We start from the raw sequence: 19,681 nt of genomic DNA, 5'->3' as shown, positions 1-19,681 counted from the left end.
CCCGGCCTAGGAGTGGACGCCCGGCCGGTACTTCGGGAAGCGCATGGTGATCTTCATCCCGGCGCCGACGCCCGTCTCGATCACCAGCGCGTGCCCGTCGCCGTACACCTGCCGCATCCGTTCGTCCACGTTCGTCAGCCCGATCCCCGACGAGGACCCGTTCCGCTCGCCCGCCAGGATCCGTCGGAGCAGCGCCGGGTCCATGCCCACCCCGTTGTCCTCGACGGTCAGCACCGCCTCGGAACCGGCGTCCCGGGCCACGATGCCGATCCGGCACTCCCCGGCGGAGTCCTCGAGCCCGTGCTTGACGGCGTTCTCCACCAGGGGCTGGAGGCACAGGAACGGCATCGCCACCGGCAGCACCTCCGGCGCGACCTGGAGGGTGACCTTGAGCCGGTCCCCGAAACGCGCCCCCGCCAGCGCCAAGTACTGCTCGATGGAACGAAGTTCGTCCGCGAGGGTGGTGAACTCCCCGTGCCGCCGGAACGAGTAGCGAGTGAAGTCCGCGAACTCCAGCAGCAGGTCCCGCGCCCGCTCCGGGTCCGTCCGCACGAACGAGGCGATCGCCGCGAGGGAGTTGAAGATGAAGTGCGGCGAGATCTGCGCCCGCAGCGCCTTGATCTCGGCCTCCATCAGCCGGGTCCGGGACCGGTCCAGCTCCGACAGCTCCAGCTGCACCGACACCCAGCGCGCCACCTCGGTCGCGGCCCGCACCAGCACCGCCGACTCCCGGGAACCGTAGGCGACCAGCGCCCCCAGCATCCCGTCCTCACCGGTCAACGGGGCTATCACCGCCCACTTCAGCGGACAGTCCGGCCGCTGGCAGTCGGTCCGCACGCTCGCGCTGCGCCCCGACGCGAGCATCTCGTGCACCCGGGCCATCGCCCGCCGCTCGTGGTGGTCCGCCCCCGGCCCGTCCCAGGCCAGCACCCGCTCCCGGTCGGTCAGCGACAGCGCCTCCGTGCCCAGCAGCGACCGCAGCCGCCGCGCCGCCTTGCGGGCCGCGTCCTCGGTCAGGCCCGCCCGCAGCGGGGGAGCGGCCAGCGAGGCGGTGTGCAGCGTGTGGAAGGTGGCCCGCTCCACCGGAGTGCCCAGGTCCAGCCCGGAACGCCCGGCCCGGCGCGCCTCCAGCCGCCCCAGGACGAAACCCAGGGCCAGCAGCGCGGCGGCCGCCGGCACCGCCACCGCGGCGAGGAGCCCCGCGTTCACCGGACACTCCCTTCCGGGGTCCAGCCGGGCGGCGCCGCCGTGTCCTCCGGCAGGTGCAGCCGGGCCAGGGTGGCCGCCGTCCCCGCCGGCACCCGGGACCGCGTCGCCAGCGACACCAGCACCATCGTCAGGAAGCCCAGCGGCACCGACCAGGCGGCCGGCCACGCCAGCAGCGCGTGCGCCCACCCCTCCGGCGCCGCCCCGGCCCGCGTCGCCAGCACCGCGCCCAGTGCCGCCCCGCCACCCGTCACCAGTCCCGCCACCGCGCCCGGCGGCGTGAGCCCGCGCCACCAGATGCCGAGCACCAGCAGCGGACAGAACGAGGACGCCGACACCGCGAACGCCAGCCCCACCGCGTCCGCCACCGGCACCTCGGCGGTCAGCACGCTCCCGGCCAGCGGCACCAGCATCGCCACCAGCACCGCGATCCGGAACGTCCCCGTTCCCGAGGCCCGCGGCCGCGCCAGCACGTCCTGGTGCAGCACCCCGGCCACCGCCATCGTCAGCCCCGAGGCCGTGGACAGGAACGCCGCGAAGGCGCCCCCGGCCAGCAACGCCCCCAGCACGTCGCCCAGGACACCGCCCAGCATCCGCTCCGGCAGCACCAGCACGGCCGCGTCCGCGTCGCCGGTCAGCGACAGCTCCGGCGCGTAGATCCGGCCCAGCGCGCCGTAGACCGGCGGCAGCAGGTAGAACGCCCCGACCAGCCCCAGCACCACCAGCGTGGTGCGCCGGGCGGTCCGGCCGTCGGGGCTGGTGTAGAAGCGGACGGCCACGTGCGGCAGCCCCATCGTGCCCAGGAAGGTCGCCAGGATCAGCCCGTACGTCGCGTACAGCCGGTGCCCGCCCTCGTCGCCCGCGAGCGGCCGGGACCAGCCCGACCCCCCCGGCCCCGCCTCGGTACGGGTGTCCGGGACGGGACTGCCCGCGGCGAACTCCAGCCGGGTGTCCGCCCGTACGGAGTGCTGCCCGGCCGCCAGGACCACCGCTTCGCCCCCGTACGTCCGGCCGTCCACCTGCCCGGTCACCGCCACGGTCAGCGGCGCCTCCAGGCTGACGCGGACGTCCTGGGCGAGGCGTACGGCGGTGTGCTCGCGGAACACCGCGCGGGCGTCGAAGGAGGCGCGCGGGGCGCCGTCCCCGGCCCAGGCCGTGATCAGGAAGAAGGCCGGGACCAGCAGGGCGGTGAGCTTCAGCCAGTACTGGAAGGCCTGCACGAAGGTGATGCTCCGCATCCCGCCGGCCGCCACCGCCGCGGTGACCACGCACGCGACGACCAGCCCGCCCACCCAGTACGGCGCCCCCGTCATCACCTCCAGCGTGAGCCCGGCGCCCTGCAACTGCGGCACCAGGTACAGCCAGCCCACCCCGACCACGAACAGCACCGCCAGCCGCCGCACCGCCCGGGACTCCAGCCGGGCCTCCGCGAAGTCCGGCAGGGTGTACGCCCCGGACCGCCGCAGCGGCGCCGCCACCAGCACCAGCAGCACCAGGTACCCCGCGGTGTACCCCACCGGGTACCACAGCATCTCCGGCCCCTGGAGCAGCACCAGCCCCGCGACGCCCAGGAAGGACGCGGCGGACAGGTACTCCCCGCTGATGGCCGCGGCGTTCAGGCGCGGCCCCACGGTCCGGGAGGCGACGTAGAAGTCGGAGGTGGTGCGGGATATCCGCAGGCCCAGCGCGCCGACCAGGACGGTGGCCACGACGACGGCGGTGACCGCGGTCAGCGCGTACGTCTGGTTCACCGGCACGTCCTTCGGCAGGGGTTGGCTGGCACGGGAGTCTATGCGGGGCCCGCGGACGCCGGCAGGCGCCCCTTCGGCCACCGCCGGTCAGACCACCGAGCCCCGGTGCTCGGCGCAGTCCCGCAGCGCGATCTCCAGTTCCACGTAGGACTCCTCGGCCCGCCGGAAGGCCAGCGTCAGCGCCGCCCCGGCCCGGGGCGGGAGGTGCTGCTGGGAGGTCTCGTTGGTCTCCAGGAGCACGTCCGCCCAGCGCGCGGCGGCGCTCCGCAGCCGCGCCAGCAGCCGCTCGGCCTCGGCCGGATCCGCCGGCCGCGTCCGCGGCATCGCCCGCAGTTCGTCGAGCAGCGCCTGTATGTCGGACATGTCGCTCCTCCCACGGCCGAAGATCCACGATAGGCGGGTACGGGTCCGCGGCCGACCGTTCGGCGGCCCCCTGCGCCGTACGCCCGGCGCGGCGCGGCGAACGGCGCCCGGCACGCGGCGAGCGGCCCGGAACCCCGCCCGCCGTCCCCGGTCCGGAGCGGACGGTCCGGGGGCGCGGGGGCCGGCGGGGAGTCAGCCCGTCGCCTGGCGCATCAGCAGGTCGCGCAGCTGGCGCGCGTGCCGCCGGCTCACCTGGAGGTCGGCCGAGCCCACCCGCACGCTGGTGGTCCCCGCGTCCATGCGGAGCTCGTCGATCCGGCCCAGGGCCACCAGGTGCCGGCGGTGGATGCGGACGAACCCGCGCGGACCCCAGCGTTCCTCCAGCGTGGACAGCGGGATCCGCACCAGGTGGCTGCCCTCGTCGGTGTGCAGCCGCGCGTAGTCCCCCTGGGCCTCCACGTACGCGATGTCGGCGATGGCCACGAACCGGGTCACCCCGCCCAGTTCGACCGCGATCTGGTCCGGGCCGCGGTCGCCGCCGCGGCCCGCCGGCCCCACCGGTGCCGGTACCTCCGTGGCCCGTGCGCCCGCGGGCCGGCGCGGAACCGGCACCCGCTCCGCGGCGGGGGCCGGTTCCGGCGCGGCCCGGTCCAGCAGGTCGCGGGCCCGGCGCACCGCCTCCGCCAGCCGCTCCGGCCGGACCGGCTTGAGCACGTAGTCCACCGCCTTCAGGTCGAAGGCCTGCACGGCGAACCCCTCGTGCGCGGTGACGAACACGATCAGCGGCGGCCGCGCGAACCCGGCCAGCAGCCGGGCGATGTCCAGTCCGGTCAGCCCCGCCATGTGGATGTCGAGGAACACCACGTCGATGCCGTCCGGCCCGTCCGGACCGGACTCCAGTGCCAGGGTGATCCGGCGCAGCGCCTCGGTGGCGTCGGAGGCCCCCTCGGCGCTGCGCACCCGGGGGTCCGAGCGCAGCAGGTAGAGCAGCTCCTCCAGCAGGGGCTTCTCGTCGTCCACGGCCAGTACGCGCAACATGGGACGGAGTGTAGGGACCGCCGGGGCGCCGGAACAGGAAGGTTCCGGCCGGTCAGGCCCGGTCAGGCCCGGTCAGGCCGCGCGTCGGCCCCGGCCGCGCCCGGTCTGGCCCGGCCAGGCCTGCGTCGGGCTCCGGTCGCGGCCGGCCGGCCCCGTCAGGCCCGCGGCCGGGCCGCGGTCGCGCCCTGCGGTCGCGGGTCGAACCCGGCCCGCCGTACGGCGGCCGCCACGGCGAGGCCGAGCAGGTGGTGCCCGGCGTCGTCGGGGTGCAGCCCGTCCGCCAGGTGCTCCGGGCCCAGTACGTCGCGGCCGGGCAGCAACGCCAGCCGTCCGTCCCCGGCGGCGATCCGGTCCCGTACGGCCCGTTCCATCGCGTCCCGCAGCGCGCCCAGGGTCGCGCCCAGCTGGTTCGGCGTGCGTTCGGCGTCCGGTCGCAGCACGGGGGAGACCAGCAGCAGCGGTGTGTCCGGGTGGCCGCGCCGGACCAGGTCCAGGAAGGCGCGGGTGGTCTCGTACAGCAGCGGCGCGGAGAAGGGCACCCGGGACCAGCAGTTGGTGCCGAAGGCGAGGGTGAGGGCGTCGGCCTCCAGGCCCGCCAGCTGTTCGGCGGTGGCGAGCTCGCCGCGCGCGGCACCGGCGTAGCCGAGGTTGACGGTGTCCCAGCCGAGGGCACGGCCGGCGACGGCGGGCCAGCCGTGCGCCGGCCGGGTCGACCACCAGCCCTCCGTGATCGAGTCGCCGTGCACCACCCAGCGCGGCGCGGCGGGGGCGGGGGAGAGCGGGCCGCCGATCCCGCGCAGCCCGAGCAGCAGCGGGGACTGGGCCTCGGGCGGGTACACCGTGTAGGGGCCGCGGCCGGGCGGCAGCTCGATCCGTACGACGGCCTCGGCGGCGGGCTCGGTGAAGACCTCGGAGAGCAGCCCGTCCCGGTTCCACAGCGCGAAGCCGTGCGCCAGGTCGCGCAGCGCGTCCGTGGGCCCGGGCACGGCCGCCCGGTAGCGGATCTCCACGGCGTGCGCGGTGCCCGCGCCGTCCGCGCCGTCCGCGGCGAACTCCAGCCGCACCCCGATGGGCAGCGTGGCCCGCTCCCCGGTGTCCCAGGGCAGCCGCATGGTGTCCGCGGGGTCGGCGCGGACCGGCCGGCCCCGGTCCAGCCAGGCCACCCCGCGCAGGAACGGCCCGGGGTCCAGCCACTGCTCGTCCGCCCTCATTCCGCCCCTCCGGTCGTCGGGTCCGCCGAACTCCACGCTCGTAGGGGCTACCCCGGCCGGGCGGGTTCCACCGCGGCCGGCCGCAGCGTTCCGCTGGGGCACGCTGCGATATGTCTGACGAACTGTCAAGGATGGTTGCCCAGGGTGACCGGCGCAGCGATCGATCGCGACCGCGCAACAAACGGCCATCCCGGACAGATCCGTGCAACGATCGTGCGCGAACATGCAAGGATGGTGCATTACGGGCGGGAACCCCCAGCCCTTAGGCTCACTCGCTGTACGTGGAGTGGCGCGACCGCCTCCCCCGGCGGTCCCCCTGCCCGGCCTGTCCCAGGCCTGCTCCTGCTCGGAACCGCTGCGGTCGACGCCTGTACCCCCGATCCGCAGTGTCAAAGGAGTCCCCCTCGTGCTGGACCACGGCCAGGCGCCGCCGCTCACCTCGCGGCCCGCCAACCCGCTGTTTCGCCGCAAGCCCGTAGAGCGCCTCGTCACCGAGGCGGGCCAGGGCGAGGGCGGTGCACTCAAGCGCTCCCTCACCATGTGGCAGCTGACCATGATCAGCATCGGTGCCACCCTCGGCACCGGCATCTTCGTGGTCCTCGGCGAAGCCACCCCGATCGCCGGCCCGGCCGTCTGGATCGCCTTCATCGTCGCCGGCCTGACCGCCCTGTTCTCGGCCCTGTCCTACGCCGAGCTGGCGGGCTCCATCCCGGTCTCCGGCTCCTCGTACTCCTACGCCTACGCCACCATGGGCGAGCTCGTGGCCTGGATCTGCGGCTGGTGCCTCGTCCTCGAGTACGGCGTCTCCGTCGCCGCCGTGGCCGTCGGCTGGGGCCAGTACCTCAACGAGCTGCTCGACGGCACCATCGGCATCACCATCCCCGAGACCTTCTCCGCCCCGCTGGGCGAGGGCGGCTACATCAACATGCCCGCCCTGGTCGTCGTCCTGCTCTGCATGGTCTTCCTGCTGCGCGGCGCCAAGGAGAGCGCCCGCATCAACTCGATCATGGTCGCCGTCAAGATCGTCACGCTGGTCCTCTTCTGCGTGATCGGCTTCATGGGCGTCAAGGCCGGCAACTACACCCCGCTGGCCCCGCTGGGCATCACCGCCATCAGCACCGCCGCCTCCATGCTCTTCTTCTCCTACATCGGCTTCGACGCCGCCTCCACGGCCGGCGAGGAGGCCAAGAACCCCAAGCGGGACCTGCCGCGCGCGATCATGCTCTCGCTGCTGATCGTCACCGGCCTGTACTGCCTGGTCGCGCTGGTCGCCGTCGGCGCGATGCCCTGGCAGGACTTCGAGGGCACCGAGGCCGCCCTGGCCCAGATCATGGAGAACGTCACCGGCCACGCCTTCTGGAGCATCGTCCTGGCCGCCGGCGCCGTCGTCGCCATCGCCAGCGTCGTCTTCGCCGTGCTCTACGGCCAGACCCGCATCCTCTTCGCGATGTCCCGCGACGGCCTCGTGCCGAAGGCGTTCGCCAAGGTCGACGAGAAGACCGGCACCCCGCGCGTCAACACGATCATCGTCTGCCTCTTCTGCGGGGTGCTCGCCGCCTTCATCCCGCTGGGCGAGCTCGCCAACGCCACCAGCATCGGCACGCTCTTCGCGTTCGCGCTGGTCAACGCCGCCGTGGTGATCCTCCGCTACAGCCGCCCCGAGATGAACCGCACCTTCAAGGTCGCGCTCTTCCCGGTCACCCCGATCCTCGGCTTCGTCTTCTGCGCCTACCTGATGTGGGAGCTGCCGTGGCTCACCTGGGCGTACTTCGGTGGCTGGATGGCCGCCGGACTCGTGATCTACTTCCTCTACGGAATGCGCCGCTCCAGCCTCGCCGAGGCGGCGGCCGAGGTACCGACAGAGAAGTGACCCACCCCCCGTGCGACTGAACGATCTCGACGAACGCATCGTGCACGCCCTGGCCGAGGACGCCCGCCGCTCCTACGCGGACATCGGCTCCGAGGTCGGCCTGTCCGCGCCCGCGGTGAAGCGGCGCGTGGACAGGCTCCGGGCCGAAGGCGCCATCACGGGCTTCACCGTCCGGGTGGACCCGGCCGCGATGGGCTGGGAGACCGAGGGCTTCATCGAGATCTACTGTCGGCACAACACCTCGCCGGACGACATCCGGCGCGGGCTGGAGCGGTACCCCGAGGTGGTGTCCGCGTCGACCGTCACGGGCGACGCGGACGCCCTCGTCCAGGTCTTCGCCTCGGACATGCGGCACTTCGAGCGGGTGCTGGAGCGCATCGCCGGCGAACCGTTCGTCGAGCGCACCAAGTCCGTCCTGGTCCTCTCCCCCCTCCTCCGCCGCTTCACCTCCGGCGCCCCCGCGTAGCCCCACCGCGCGCGGTGGGGGCCGTGCTCCCGCGCGGCGGGCTGCCCCCACGGCGGTCGCAGCCCGGCGGCCGCACCGTGGCGGGCGCGGCTTCACCGGAGCGGCGGCGGGCCCCGGGGTGAGGAGGGGACGCCGCGCCGGACGGCGCCGCCGTCGGGCCGCGTGGGCGCCGCAAAGCCGGGGCGCAACGAATCGACGTTTCGGGGGCGGAACGCGCAACGAATCGCACCATCGCGCGCAACATCGGCGCCTTGTTGCGCCAAGGCGCAAAACCGTACCGTCTATAGGACCGCACCCACCCCACCCGCCACAGAGGTACGCCCATGCCCCCGCTGCGCACCGCCCTCCTCCAGAGCTCCGGCCGACTCGGCGACGTCGCCGAGAACCTCAAGGCGCTCGACGAGGCCGCCGAGCGCGCCGCACAGGCGGGGGCCGGACTGCTCGTGGCGCCGGAGATGTTCCTCACCGGCTACGCGCTGGACCTGGACGACATCCCCGGCCTCGCCGAGGCCCGGGACGGCATGTCCGCCCGGGCCATCGGCGAGATCGCCCGCCGCCACGGCCTCGCCGTCCTCTACGGCTACCCCGAGCGCGACCCCGGCACCGGCACGGTCTACAACTCGGCCCAGCTCGTCGGGCCCGACGGCGAGTCCCTCGCGAACTACCGCAAGACCCACCTCTTCGGCTGCTTCGAGCAGGACGCCTTCACCCCGGGCGACACCCCCGTCGTCCAGGCCGAGTACGCGGGCCTGACCATCGGCATCCTGATCTGCTACGACGTGGAGTTCCCCGAGAACGTCCGCGCCCACGCGCTCGCCGGCACCGACCTCCTCCTGGTGCCGACGGCCCAGATGCACCCGTTCCAGTTCGTCGCCGAGCAGCTCGTCCCCGTGCGGGCCTTCGAGAACCAGATGTACGTCGCGTACGTCAACCGCACCGGCCCCGAGGGCGAGTTCGAGTTCGTCGGCCTCAGCTGCCTCGCCGCCCCCGACGGCACCACCCGCACCCGCGCCGGCCGCGGCGAGGAGCTGGTGTTCGGCGAGGCGGACCCCGTCCTGCTGGCCGACTCGCGCAAGAACAACCCCTACCTGCGCGACCGCCGCCCCGGGCTCTACGCCTCGCTCGTCTGACGCCCCCGTCGGACCCCCTTCCTCCCCTCCCCGCCCCCGCTCCACCCCCTGAGCCCTGCCCGCAAGGAGTCGTCCCCCATGACGTCCACGGTGCCCACCACCGCCGTCCCGCACAGCGACGGTCAGCCGCCGATCACCATGTTCGGCCCGGACTTCCCGTACGCCTACGACGACTTCCTCGCGCACCCGGCGGGCCTGGGCCAGATACCGGCGACCGAGCTCGGCACCGAGGTCGCCGTCATCGGCGGCGGCCTGTCCGGCATCATCTCCGCCTACGAGCTGATGAAGATGGGCCTCAAGCCCGTCGTCTACGAGGCCGACCAGATCGGCGGCCGGCTCCGCACCGTCGGCTTCGACGGCCCGGAGGCCGAGGGCCTCACCGCCGAGATGGGCGCCATGCGCTTCCCGCCGTCCTCCACGGCCCTCCAGCACTACATCGACCTGGTCGGCCTGGAGACGGAGCCGTTCCCGAACCCGCTCGCCGAGGCCACCCCCTCCACGGTCGTCGACCTCAAGGGCGAGTCCCACTACGCCGAGACCATCGCCGACCTCCCGCAGGTCTACCGCGACGTCGCCGCCGCGTGGAACGCCTGCCTCGAAGAGGGCGCCGACTTCTCCGACATGAACCAGGCCATGCGCGAGCGCGACGTACCGCGCATCCGCGAGATCTGGGCCAAGCTCGTCGAGAAGCTCGACAACCAGACCTTCTACGGCTTCCTCTGCGACTCCACCGCCTTCAAGTCCTTCCGCCACCGCGAGATCTTCGGCCAGGTCGGCTTCGGCACCGGCGGCTGGGACACCGACTTCCCGAACTCCATCCTGGAGATCCTCCGCGTCGTCTACACCGAGGCCGACGACCACCACCGCGGCATCGTCGGCGGCTCGCAGCAGCTGCCGCTGCGGCTGTGGGAGCGCGAGCCGGAGAAGATCGTCCACTGGGCGCAGGGCACGTCCCTGTCCTCCCTGCACGACGGCACCCCGCGCCCGGCCGTGACCCGCCTGCACCGCACCGCCGGCAACCGGATCACCGTCACCGACGCCTCCGGCGACATCCGCACCTACCGCGCCGCGATCTTCACCGCGCAGTCCTGGATGCTGCTGTCCAAGATCGAGTGCGACGACTCGCTGTTCCCGATCGACCACTGGACGGCGATCGAGCGCACCCACTACATGGAGTCCAGCAAGCTCTTCATCCCCGTGGACCGGCCCTTCTGGCTGGACAAGGACGAGGAGACCGGCCGCGACGTCATGTCGATGACCCTCACCGACCGGATGACCCGCGGCACCTACCTGCTGGACAACGGTCCGGACCAGCCGGCCGTCATCTGCCTGTCGTACACCTGGTGCGACGACAGCCTGAAGTGGCTGCCGCTGTCCGCGAACGAGCGGATGGAGGTCATGCTGAAGTCCCTCGGCGAGATCTACCCCAAGGTCGACATCCGCCGTCACATCATCGGCAACCCCGTCACCGTCTCCTGGGAGAACGAGCCCTACTTCATGGGCGCGTTCAAGGCGAACCTGCCCGGCCACTACCGCTACCAGCGCCGCCTGTTCACCCACTTCATGCAGGACCGCCTGCCCGAGGACAAGCGGGGCATCTTCCTCGCCGGCGACGACATCTCCTGGACCGCGGGCTGGGCCGAGGGCGCCGTCCAGACCGCCCTCAACGCGGTCTGGGGCGTCATGCACCACCTCGGCGGCTCCACCGACGCCACCAACCCGGGCCCGGGCGACGTCTACGACGACATCGCCCCGGTCGAGCTCCCCGAGGACTGACCCGCCCGGCCCGCCCTCCCGGGGCGGGCCCGCCCAAGCCCCGGCCGGTGCCGCGCGGTCCCCCGCGTGCGGCACCGGCCGGTCTCAACTCCCGGCCCCGTCCGGAGCGCCCCCGCCCGCAGGGCCGGTCAGCGCCAGGGCACCGGGGCCGCGGTGACGGCCCGCGGCCGGGGCGCCGGTACGGCCAGCGGGGTCAGCAGGCAGCGCCCGACCAGGCCCACGCTCGCGTCCAGCGACTGAGCGAACTCCGCCGCCAGCTCCGGCGTCCTCCGCAGCGTCCACAGCAGCCGCGCCGCCGCCCACGCCCCGTCCCTGGCCCGTTGCAGGCTCCACGAGCCGAGCAGGTGCGTGACCGGGTCCGCGACCTCCAGCAGGTCGGGGCCGGGCATCAGGTCCTCGCGGATCCGCTCCTCCAGCGCCACCAGCGTGTCGCCGACCCGGTCGAAGTCGCCCTCCAGAGCCCGCGGCGGACAGTCCTGCGCCCGGCAGGTCGCGACCACGGCCAGCGCCAGGTCGTGCCCGATGTGCGCGTTGATCCCGGCCAGGGCGTACTGCAGCGGCCGGACGCCGGGGTGCCGGCGGTTCTGGAACAGCGGCCGCCAGCAGGCGGGAGTGCGGCGGCCCTCCGCGGCCGCGTCCACCGCCGCGAGGTAGCGCTCGGCGAACCGTACGGTCAGGGCCTCGGCCCGCCGGGGTTCGGGGAACTCCCCGGCCCCGAACCCGTGGTGCAGGGCCTCCGTCACCGTCAGGTAGACCCGGTTGAACACCGCCACCCCGTCGTGCGCGGGCAGCCGCCGCTCCAGCGTGCGCATCCGCGCGAGTACCGCATCCATGGGGGGCAGGTTCCCAGCCGGGGCCCCGCACCGGGGGAACTTGGCCGTGTGCTTCCCCGGTTCGGGCGAACGTACGGTCAGGACCGCGTGTCGGGCTCCGGCCCGGTCCCCTCGTCCTCGTCGTACGCCGAGGTGCCCGAGTCCAGCAGTGGCTCCTCCGTCTTCATGTGCGCCGGGGCGAACGCGCGCAGCGCGTGGTAACCGGTGATCACCACCAGGGTGCCCAGCGCGATCCCGCCCAGCTCGAAACTGTCGGTGATCTTCAGGCTGACCCCGCCGACGCCGATGATGATGCCCGCCGCCGCCGGCACCAGGTTCAGCGGGTTCCGCAGGTCCACCCGGCCGTTGATCCAGATCTGGGCGCCCAGCAGGCCGATCATCCCGTACAGGATGACGGTGATCCCGCCCAGTACCCCGCCGGGGATCGCCGCGACCACCGCGCCGAACTTCGGGCACACGCCGAAGAGCAGGGCGAAGCAGGCCGCGGCCCAGTAGGCGGCGGTGGAGTACACCCGGGTGGCCGCCATCACGCCGATGTTCTCGGAGTACGTGGTGTTCGGCGGGCCGCCCACCGCCGTGGACAGCATGGAGGCCGCGCCGTCCGCCGCGATCGCCGTGCCCAGCTTGTCGTCCAGCGGGTCCCCGGTCATCTCGCCGACCGCCTTGACGTGTCCGGCGTTCTCCGCGATGAGCGCGATCACCACGGGCAGCGCGACCAGGACCGCCGACAACTCGAACGCGGGCGCGTGGAAGGAGGGCAGACCGATCCAGTCGGCCCCGGCGACCCCGGACAGGTCCAGCCGCCAGTGGTCCACCGCCTCGGAGCCGCCCGCCGGGGAGTGGATCTTCCCGAAGGCCAGGTCGGACAGCCAGGAGACCGCGTACCCGAACACCAGGCCGAGGAAGATCGCGATCCGGGACCAGAACCCGCGCAGGCAGACCACGGCCAGTCCCGTGAACAGCATCACCAGCAGCGCCGTCCACTGGTCCTGCGGCCAGTACGTGGCCGCCGTCACCGGCGCCAGGTTGAAGCCGATCAGCATCACCACCGCGCCGGTGACCACCGGGGGCATCGCCGCGTGGATGATCCGGGCGCCGAACCGCCGCACCACCAGGCCGGCCAGGAACAGCGCCGCGCCGACCACGAACACCGCGCCGGTGACCGTCGCACTGTCCCCGCCGCCCGCCCGGATCGCCGCCGCGACGCCCACGAAGGACAGCGAGCAGCCCAGGTAGGAGGGGATCCGGCCGCGGGTCGCCAGCAGGAAGACCACCGTGGCGATGCCGGACATCATGATCGCGAGGTTCGGGTCCAGACCCATGAGCACCGGTGCCACGAAGCTGGCGCCGAACATGGCGACCACGTGCTGGGCGCCGAGCCCGGCCGTCCGCGGCCACGAGAGCCGCTCGTCGGGTCGCACCACCGCGCCCGGGGCGGGGGTCCGCCCGTCGCCGTGCAGGGTCCAGCGCACGCCGAGGCCCATGTTCCACTCCGTTTCGCCGGCCGGGATGTGGGGATGATCGTTCCGGCCGTTCGACGGCCAGCGACATATTACGGGCCGATTGGCGCGGGTTCGTCCCGGTCGGCGCGGCCGGAACGACCCCGTGCGGCGGGCCGCCGCAGTGCCGCCGCCCCGGGGACCAGCACCAGGGCCAGAGCCGTGACCAGCCCGAACGACACCACCAGCGAGGTCGCGTCGGCCACCGCCCCGATCGCCGAGGGGGCGATCAGCCCCGAGGTGTACGTGATCGTCGCGACGCCCGCGATGGCCTGCGCCGGAGCCGGACCGCTGCGCCCGGCCGCCGCGAAGCACAGCGGGACGACCACGGCGATGCCCAGCCCGATCAGCCCGAACCCGGCCAGCGCGCCGGCCGGGTGGTGCGCCGTCACCACCAGCAGCCCGCCCGCGGTGGCCAGTACGCCGCCCACCCGGACCGTGCGGACCGCGCCGAACCGGTCGACCACCCGGTCACCGGCCAGCCGGGCCACCGCCATGGTCAGGGCGAAGGCGGTGGTCGAGGCGGCCGCCAGGCCGGCGTCCGCGTCCAGCACGTCGCGCAGGTACACCGCCGACCAGTCCAGGCTCGCGCCCTCCGCGAACACCGCGCAGAAGCCGACCGCCCCGATCAGCAGGGCCGACCGCGGCGGCAGCGCGAAGCGCGGGGGAGCCTCGTCCTCGGCGCCGCCGCGCAGGTCGAGCACCCCGCCCGCCGCCACCAGTCCGGCGGCGGTCAGCGCCAGCGCGGCCAGCAGGTGGTGCAGCCGGGCGTCGGTACCCGCGTGCGCGGCCAGCGTGCCGGCGGCGGATCCGAGCAGGGCGCCCGCGCTCCACATGCCGTGCAGCGAGGACATGATGGACCGCCCCAGCCGGTTCTCGGTCTCCACGCCGAGCGCGTTCATCGCCACGTCGGACATGCCGGCGGTGGCGCCGTAGACGAACAGGGCGGCGCACAGGGCGAACAGGTTCGGCGCGAGGCTCGGCAGGATCAGGGACAGTGTCCACAGCACGAGCAGTCCGCGCAGGGCGGTCCGGGCCCCGAACCGGTGGTTGACCCGTCCGGCCAGCGGCATCGCCAGGGCCGCACCGATCGCGGGGAAGGCCAGGGCGACGCCCAGGGTGCCGGCGCCCAGGCCGGCGTTCTCCTGGATCCACGGGATGCGGGTGGCGAAGCTTCCGGTGACGGCTCCGTGCACGCAGAAGACGGCCGCGACGGCGAAGCGGGCGCGGCCCAGCCGGCGCGGGCTGAGGTGGGGCTCCCCGGGTCCTGTCATGGCAGGGAAACTATCAGGAACCCTGCCTGATAAATAAGGGGACCGCCGCCTAGGATGACGCCGTGACCCGAGCCACCCCCACCGCGGCACCGGCCGCACCGGCCGTACGCGCGGCCCCCGCCTCGCCGAGCACGGCGCGCGCCATCAACGACCGGCTCGCCCTGCGGCTCCTCACGGACCGGGGCCCGCTGACGGCCGGGCAGCTCAAGGCCCTGACGGGCCTCTCCCGCCCCTCGGTCGCCGACCTCGTCGACCGGCTCACCACGGCCGGCCTGGTGGAGGTCGCGGGCGAGGCGGACGACCGCCGCCGCGGCCCCAACGCCAAGCTCTACGGCATCGTCGCCAACCGCGCGCACCTCGCCGCGCTCGACGTGCGCACGGACAGCGCCACGGCCGTGGTCACCGACCTGCTCGGCACCCCGCTGGCGGAGACCGCGCTCCCGGTCGACGCGCCCCGTGACGCCGTCGCCGCCCTGGACCGCGCCGCCCGCGAGGCCGGCGCGCAGGGGCTGCACACGGTGGTCGTGGGTGCGCCCGGCCTCGTCGCCCCGGCCACCGGGGAGCTCCGCGACACCACCGGCCTGCCCGCCTGGCACCGCGAACTCGTCGGCCTGCTCGGGCGGGAACTGCCGGCGCGGGTGCTGGTCGAGAACGAGACCAACCTGGCGGCGGTCGCCGAGCAGCGGCTGGGCGCGGCGCACGACCTCGACTCCTTCGTGCTGCTGTGGCTGGGCGCGGGGGTGGGCGCGGCCGTGGTCCTCGACGGGCGCCTGCGCCGGGGCGCGTCCGGCGGGGCCGGCGAGATCGGCTTCCTCCCCGTACCGGGTACGGGCGGCCTGCCGTCGGCGACGGACTGCGGGGGCGGGTTCCACGCGCTGGCCGGGGCGGAGGCGGTGGCCGGGCTGGCGGCCGCGCACGGCCTCGGCCTCGGTGCCGGTGCCGGTGCCGGAGCCGGAGCCGCGGCCGCGGTGTCGGCGGCGGTGGCCGGGGGCGGCGTCGGCGGGGCCTTCCTGGACGCCCTCGCCGAGCGCCTCGCCCTCGGCGCGGCGGCCGTCGCCGCGGTCCTGGACCCCGGCTGCGTGATCCTCGGCGGCGAGATCGGACTGGCCGGCGGGTCCGCGCTGGCCGAGCGGGTGGCCCGCCGGCTGGCCACCCTCACCCCGGTGCCGACCGAGGTCCGCGCCACCGCGCTGGGCGGGGCGGCGGTCCTCACCGGGGCGCGGCTCGCAGCGCGCGAAGCCGCCCAGGACCTCCTCTTCGGCCCCACCCCCCACCCCTGACCCACCCCGCGCCCGAGCGCCGGCGGGGCTGGGTTTCCCCGCCCGGAGCCGTCCCGCGGGGCGGCACCCCGCTCGGGCCGAGCCCGAGCGGCGTTTGAGCGGGCCCGGGCGGAGCCTCCGGCGCGCGTGGCCCGGGCGGCTCAGTGGACGGCGGGAAGGTCGCCGGGGCGGGAGAGTTGGCGGGTCAGGAACGCCAGCTTCTCCGGGTTGACCACGGTCCGCACCGCCGTGACCCGCCCCTCCTCGAAGTCGAAGTCGAACTGGACCACCGCCACCCCCGCGAACACCAGCGACGGCGCCCCGTTGATCTCGGCCAGCGAGACCGGCACACCGGCCACGTACTTCCGCAGCGCGCCCACCAGGAACCGCGCCACCCTGTCCGGTCCCAGGATCGGCCGCCGGGCCGCGTTGACCACGCCGCCGCCGTCCGACACGTACACGACGTCCGCGGCGAGCAGCCGCTCCAGCCGGGCCAGGTCCCCGCTCTGCGCGGCCGCCATGAACCCGGCCACCAGGCCCTGCCACTCCTCGGGGTCGGGCCGGAACCGCGGCCGCGGGGCCGCCACCCGCTGCGAGGCCCGCCGGTACAGCTGGCGGCAGTTGGCCTCCGACTGGTCCAGCAGCGCTGCGATCTCCGCGTGGCCGTAGCCGAAGGCCTCGCGGAGCACGTACACGGCCCGCTCCGCCGGGCTCAGCTGCTCCAGCAGCACGAGCAGCGCCATGGACACCCCATCCCGTTGCTCGGCGGACTCCAGCGGGCCCAGGGTGCCGTCCCCGGTGAGCACCGGCTCGGGCAGCCAGGGCCCGACGTACTCCTCCCGGCGGACCCGCGCGGAGTCCAGCTGGTTGAGGCAGAGCCGCGTGACGGTCTTCGCCAGCCACGCCCCGGGGTGCCGGACGTCGCCGCGGTCGTCGGCGTTCCAGCGCAGCCAGGCGTCCTGGACCACGTCCTCGGCCTCGGCGGCCGAGCCGAGCATCCGGTAGGCGATCCCGAACATCCGGCCGCGGTGCGCCTCGAACACGTCCGTCGCATCGAAGGTATTGATCACCGTCCGAGCATGGCAGAGGGCCCGGCGGAACGATCCCGCCAGGCCCTCCTTCAGGTCACCCGATGGCCGCCAAGCTCAGCAGGCTCCCTGGTCCTTCCAGACACCCCATTCACCGGTGGTGCCGGGCTCCTCGTTCTGCGTCCACCACTGGGCCTTCCAGTTGCGGCCCTTGTGCGAGACGACCGTGCCGCCCGTGTACGTCTGGCCCGCCACGTACGCCGGGTTGGTGCACGTTCCGCCCGGCGGGGTGGTCGGCGGGGTGGTCGGGGGAGTGGTGGGCGGGGTCGTGGGGGGAGTCGTGGGCGGGGTGCTTCCGCCGCCCGGCTCGCCCACCGTGGTGCCGCGCGCCAGGTCGCCGGCGAGGGCGTACGTCGTACCCGAGATGTTCACCGTCCAGTTGGAGGGCGTGGACACCGGCAGGTAGTAGTTGAACGCCAGGTCGACCGAGGCGCCGGGGGCCAGCGACTGCCAGGCCGGGAGCTTCAGCGAGACCCGGTGGAAGTCGCCCTTCAGCCCGCCGACGTTGCTGCCGGTGTGGCCGCTGCTGATGACCTTGGTGCCGAAGCCGGACTGGTCCGAGGCGTTGTTCGGGGCCGAGGTCGAGTAGTCGAACTGGAACTCGGTGCCGCCGGGCAGCGTGGTCTTCGTGCCGTTGGTGATCTTGATCTTGGGGGTGAGCGGGTAGTTGGAGTCGCCCAGCTTGAACTCGGTGAACTCCGTCCTGATGTCCACGGCCCGCGACGGCAGCGCGGTGTCGGACTTCTTCGCGCCGTACGGCGCCGCCGCCTTGAACTTGTCGTACATCAGGGTGGTGAGCGTGGAGCCCATCTCGTACTGGCCCTTGGCGGCGTTCCAGCCGTAGTCGCCGGCCAGCTCCCAGACCATGGTCCCGCCGATGCCCCGGTCGACCACGTAGTCGGCCTTGGCCGCCACCGACTGCTCGTCCTCGGTGGAGAGGAAGACCTTCTTCTGCGCGTTCCACAGCCACGGCGCGACGAGGGTCGAGTCGTACTTGCGGGCGTAGGTGCCGGTCAGGGTGGTGTTCGCCGGGAACCCGTACTGGGTGAGGTAGTCGCCCGCGATCCCCTTCTCCAGGTTCTTGGCGTGCCACATCGGGTTCGAGCCCGCCGGGGACTCGTTGCCGTTGTCGTCCTTGTCGTGCCACAGGTTGTCGATGCCGACCGCGCCGTCACCGCACTTGGTCAGGCCCGCGCCGGCCGGGCAGCTGGTGGCCGCGGCCCTGCCCCACAGTCCGTCGGTGCCGCCCTGCACGTTCTTGTGGCCGCGGGTGTAGTACGGCAGGCCGATGTTGATCCGGCCGGCCGGCATGGAGCCGCGGAAGTAGTGGTAGGCCCAGTCGGTGTTGAGGTAACCGATGCCGCCGTACTGCGCGCTGCCGTAGACGTTGGCGGCGGCCAGCTCGGCGTCCTTGCCGTCGTCGAAGAGCGAGGCGTTCGGGCCGACGTACTCGTTCCACGCGCCGTGCAGGTCGTAGGACATGATGTTGACGTAGTCCAGGTACTTCTGCATCTGGTACGTCTCCATGCCGCGCAGCAGGTAGCCGGAGGAGGGGGCGGCCACGGTCAGCATGTAGTGCTTGCCGTCGGCGGCGCCGGCCCGGTCCAGCTTCTCGCGGAGGGACTTCATCAGGGCGTCGTAGCCCTTGACCAGCCCGGCCCGGCGCGGGTTGGCCAGCGACCAGTCGAGCGGGTTCCCCGCGTCCTTCATCGAGGTGGCGTACTCGTAGTCGATGTCGACCCCGTTGAAGCCGTACTTCTTCACGAAGGCGACGGCGGAGTCGGCGAAGGTGTCGATGCCCGCCTGGTTGACCGAGCCGTCGGCGTTGGTGGCCATCGAGTAGAACCCGCCGGAGTTCACCCGGGTGCCGTTGTCGTCGAAGTAGCCGCCGGTCTCGGCCCAGCCGCCGACCGAGATCAGCGTCTTCACGTCGGGGTGCTGCTTCTTGAACTTGTTCAGCAGGTTGAAGTGGCCCTTGTAGGGGAGGGCCGGGTCCATCTCGGCCCCGGCGACGCCCGGCCAGGTCATGCCCGTGGCCGCGTTCTGCGGGCCGTCCGTGCCCACCGAGATCCTGTTGTCGGCGCCGATGTGCGCGAAGGCGTAGTTGATGTGGGTGATCTTGTCCCACGGTATGTCTTTCGCGAGGTAGGCCGGCTGGCCGTTCTTGCCGGTGCGCCAGCCGGTGAAGTAGCCGATGACGCGCCGCTGGTGGTCGGCGCCCATCTTCTCGCGGCCCTCGGAGTCGTAGACGGAGCAGTACGGGACGTCGACCTGCGGGGTCTTGTAGAGCCCGTCGGGGCGGCAGGACTCGTTGTCGGCCGCGTGCGAGACGCCGGCCGAGAGGCCGCCGACCAGCAGGCCGGCGATGGCGGCGCCGGATGCCAGCAGCATCGCTCTCGTGCGGGTGGGGGACAGCATCGTGCCTCCTGGGGAGGGGAGGTGTGGCAGGACACAACGTGCTCGAAGGTGCTTGCGGATAACGCGAATCGCCCGTGACGTGCGCACATCTGACGGGCTGTCTCCCTGGGAATGTGAAGGAGACATTAAGAGGACTAGACCAACCCGTCAATAGGTCTGGACCAAAGCGGAAAGCCGAGGTCGCCGACCTGACGGAGAAGGCCGTTCCGGGCCCTCTTGTGAGCCAGGCCACAGCGGTTCACCCGCATGGCCGCAGATCGCCCGTGGCACACTGGCCCTAGTACCAGCAAGCAAGAACCAGCAAGCAGCGCACTCCGGGGTCGGTGTAATTCCGAACCGGCGGTAACAGTCCGCGACCCGTCCGCAGCCAGCGGCCGGTTGACCAGGTGGAATTCCTGGACCGACGGTGAAAGTCCGGATGGGAGGCAGTGCGCGGCGGGCAGTGCCACAGGTACGCCGCCGTCGGCGGTCCGCTCCGTATTCCACGGAGGGGTCCGTC

At 73.5% G+C, this 19,681-nt stretch carries 15 protein-coding genes and 1 riboswitch; of the genes, 5 read left to right on the top strand and 10 right to left on the bottom strand.

The window, feature by feature from the left end; genetic code table 11:
• Nucleotides 1-6: 6 nt before the first annotated feature.
• From ACFY61_RS30455 to ACFY61_RS30435, 5 genes are all read right to left on the bottom strand, one after another.
• Nucleotides 7-1,209, bottom strand: coding sequence for a histidine kinase (locus ACFY61_RS30455; protein WP_389477323.1), 1,203 nt, complete (start codon nucleotides 1,207-1,209; stop codon nucleotides 7-9).
• Nucleotides 1,206-2,957 carry a cation acetate symporter gene (locus ACFY61_RS30450; RefSeq protein ID WP_389477321.1) on the bottom strand — a complete coding sequence of 584 codons (1,752 nt, stop codon included), beginning with the start codon at nucleotides 2,955-2,957 and terminating at the stop codon, nucleotides 1,206-1,208. Before ACFY61_RS30450 ends, ACFY61_RS30455 begins: the two co-directional genes overlap by 4 nt.
• A gap of 87 nt (nucleotides 2,958-3,044) precedes the next feature.
• Nucleotides 3,045-3,320: a hypothetical protein gene (locus ACFY61_RS30445; protein WP_389477319.1), complete on the bottom strand. Its 276-nt coding sequence runs from the start codon at nucleotides 3,318-3,320 to the stop codon at nucleotides 3,045-3,047.
• Between the two features lie 192 nt (nucleotides 3,321-3,512).
• On the bottom strand, nucleotides 3,513-4,358 hold the full coding sequence (locus ACFY61_RS30440; RefSeq protein ID WP_389477317.1) for a LytR/AlgR family response regulator transcription factor: 846 nt from the start codon (nucleotides 4,356-4,358) through the stop codon (nucleotides 3,513-3,515).
• A 155-nt stretch (nucleotides 4,359-4,513) separates the two neighbouring features.
• On the bottom strand, nucleotides 4,514-5,569 hold the full coding sequence (locus ACFY61_RS30435) for a GDSL-type esterase/lipase family protein (RefSeq protein ID WP_389477315.1): 1,056 nt from the start codon (nucleotides 5,567-5,569) through the stop codon (nucleotides 4,514-4,516).
• A gap of 406 nt (nucleotides 5,570-5,975) precedes the next feature.
• Here ACFY61_RS30435 and ACFY61_RS30430 point away from each other — a divergent pair, with 406 nt between their 5' ends.
• The 4 genes from ACFY61_RS30430 to ACFY61_RS30415 all read left to right on the top strand — a co-directional run bounded on the left by ACFY61_RS30430 (nucleotide 5,976) and on the right by ACFY61_RS30415 (nucleotide 10,811).
• The gene (locus ACFY61_RS30430) at nucleotides 5,976-7,439 is read left to right on the top strand and encodes an amino acid permease (protein ID WP_389477313.1); all 1,464 of its coding nucleotides are present in this window, start codon (nucleotides 5,976-5,978) and stop codon (nucleotides 7,437-7,439) included.
• A gap of 10 nt (nucleotides 7,440-7,449) precedes the next feature.
• A complete protein-coding gene (locus ACFY61_RS30425; RefSeq protein WP_007262967.1) occupies nucleotides 7,450-7,905 on the top strand; it encodes an Lrp/AsnC family transcriptional regulator in 456 nt (151 codons plus the stop codon).
• A 323-nt stretch (nucleotides 7,906-8,228) separates the two neighbouring features.
• Nucleotides 8,229-9,035 carry a carbon-nitrogen hydrolase family protein gene (locus ACFY61_RS30420; RefSeq protein WP_389477311.1) on the top strand — a complete coding sequence of 269 codons (807 nt, stop codon included), beginning with the start codon at nucleotides 8,229-8,231 and terminating at the stop codon, nucleotides 9,033-9,035.
• 78 nt (nucleotides 9,036-9,113) lie between these two features.
• Complete coding sequence (locus ACFY61_RS30415) at nucleotides 9,114-10,811, top strand: flavin monoamine oxidase family protein (protein WP_389477309.1); 1,698 nt, start codon at nucleotides 9,114-9,116, stop codon at nucleotides 10,809-10,811.
• Between the two features lie 128 nt (nucleotides 10,812-10,939).
• On the opposite strand, the gene ACFY61_RS30410 is transcribed toward ACFY61_RS30415, so the two are convergent.
• The 3 genes from ACFY61_RS30410 to ACFY61_RS30400 form a co-directional block, all read right to left on the bottom strand.
• On the bottom strand, nucleotides 10,940-11,644 hold the full coding sequence (locus tag ACFY61_RS30410) for a DUF5995 family protein (RefSeq protein WP_389477307.1): 705 nt from the start codon (nucleotides 11,642-11,644) through the stop codon (nucleotides 10,940-10,942).
• A 77-nt stretch (nucleotides 11,645-11,721) separates the two neighbouring features.
• The gene (locus tag ACFY61_RS30405; RefSeq protein WP_389477305.1) at nucleotides 11,722-13,128 is read right to left on the bottom strand and encodes a uracil-xanthine permease family protein; all 1,407 of its coding nucleotides are present in this window, start codon (nucleotides 13,126-13,128) and stop codon (nucleotides 11,722-11,724) included.
• Between the two features lie 68 nt (nucleotides 13,129-13,196).
• The gene (locus tag ACFY61_RS30400; RefSeq protein ID WP_389477303.1) at nucleotides 13,197-14,417 is read right to left on the bottom strand and encodes an MFS transporter; all 1,221 of its coding nucleotides are present in this window, start codon (nucleotides 14,415-14,417) and stop codon (nucleotides 13,197-13,199) included.
• A gap of 62 nt (nucleotides 14,418-14,479) precedes the next feature.
• Between ACFY61_RS30400 and ACFY61_RS30395 the strand changes: the two genes are divergently transcribed.
• On the top strand, nucleotides 14,480-15,697 hold the full coding sequence (locus ACFY61_RS30395; RefSeq protein ID WP_389477301.1) for an ROK family transcriptional regulator: 1,218 nt from the start codon (nucleotides 14,480-14,482) through the stop codon (nucleotides 15,695-15,697).
• Between the two features lie 140 nt (nucleotides 15,698-15,837).
• On the opposite strand, the gene ACFY61_RS30390 is transcribed toward ACFY61_RS30395, so the two are convergent.
• Nucleotides 15,838-16,746, bottom strand: a complete 909-nt coding sequence (locus tag ACFY61_RS30390) for an RNA polymerase sigma-70 factor (RefSeq protein ID WP_389477299.1) — start codon at nucleotides 16,744-16,746, stop codon at nucleotides 15,838-15,840.
• A gap of 75 nt (nucleotides 16,747-16,821) precedes the next feature.
• Entirely contained in the window at nucleotides 16,822-19,182 is a 2,361-nt protein-coding gene (locus ACFY61_RS30385; RefSeq protein ID WP_389477297.1) for a chitinase C-terminal domain-containing protein, read from the bottom strand.
• A gap of 305 nt (nucleotides 19,183-19,487) precedes the next feature.
• Nucleotides 19,488-19,618: riboswitch (FMN riboswitch) on the top strand.
• The last annotated feature ends 63 nt before the right edge of the window (nucleotides 19,619-19,681 follow it).

The sequence above is a fragment of the Streptomyces sp. NPDC012888 genome (assembly GCF_042900645.1).
In the GTDB taxonomy this organism is placed as follows: domain Bacteria; phylum Actinomycetota; class Actinomycetes; order Streptomycetales; family Streptomycetaceae; genus Streptomyces.
Note: the sequence above shows the minus strand (reverse complement) of the source record. Positions and strands in the feature narration are given on the sequence as shown.

Bases quoted from the DNA above. Each gene is read 5' to 3' on its own strand.
- ACFY61_RS30445 (WP_389477319.1), bottom strand. From the start codon at position 3,320: ATGTCCGACATACAGGCGCTGCTCGACGAACTGCGGGCGATGCCGCGG.
- ACFY61_RS30385 (WP_389477297.1), bottom strand. From the start codon at position 19,182: ATGCTGTCCCCCACCCGCACGAGAGCGATGCTGCTGGCATCCGGCGCC.
- ACFY61_RS30410 (WP_389477307.1), bottom strand. From the start codon at position 11,644: ATGGATGCGGTACTCGCGCGGATGCGCACGCTGGAGCGGCGGCTGCCC.
- ACFY61_RS30405 (WP_389477305.1), bottom strand. From the start codon at position 13,128: ATGGGCCTCGGCGTGCGCTGGACCCTGCACGGCGACGGGCGGACCCCC.
- ACFY61_RS30435 (WP_389477315.1), bottom strand. From the start codon at position 5,569: ATGAGGGCGGACGAGCAGTGGCTGGACCCCGGGCCGTTCCTGCGCGGG.
- ACFY61_RS30420 (WP_389477311.1), top strand. From the start codon at position 8,229: ATGCCCCCGCTGCGCACCGCCCTCCTCCAGAGCTCCGGCCGACTCGGC.
- ACFY61_RS30440 (WP_389477317.1), bottom strand. From the start codon at position 4,358: ATGTTGCGCGTACTGGCCGTGGACGACGAGAAGCCCCTGCTGGAGGAG.
- ACFY61_RS30400 (WP_389477303.1), bottom strand. From the start codon at position 14,417: ATGACAGGACCCGGGGAGCCCCACCTCAGCCCGCGCCGGCTGGGCCGC.
- ACFY61_RS30415 (WP_389477309.1), top strand. From the start codon at position 9,114: ATGACGTCCACGGTGCCCACCACCGCCGTCCCGCACAGCGACGGTCAG.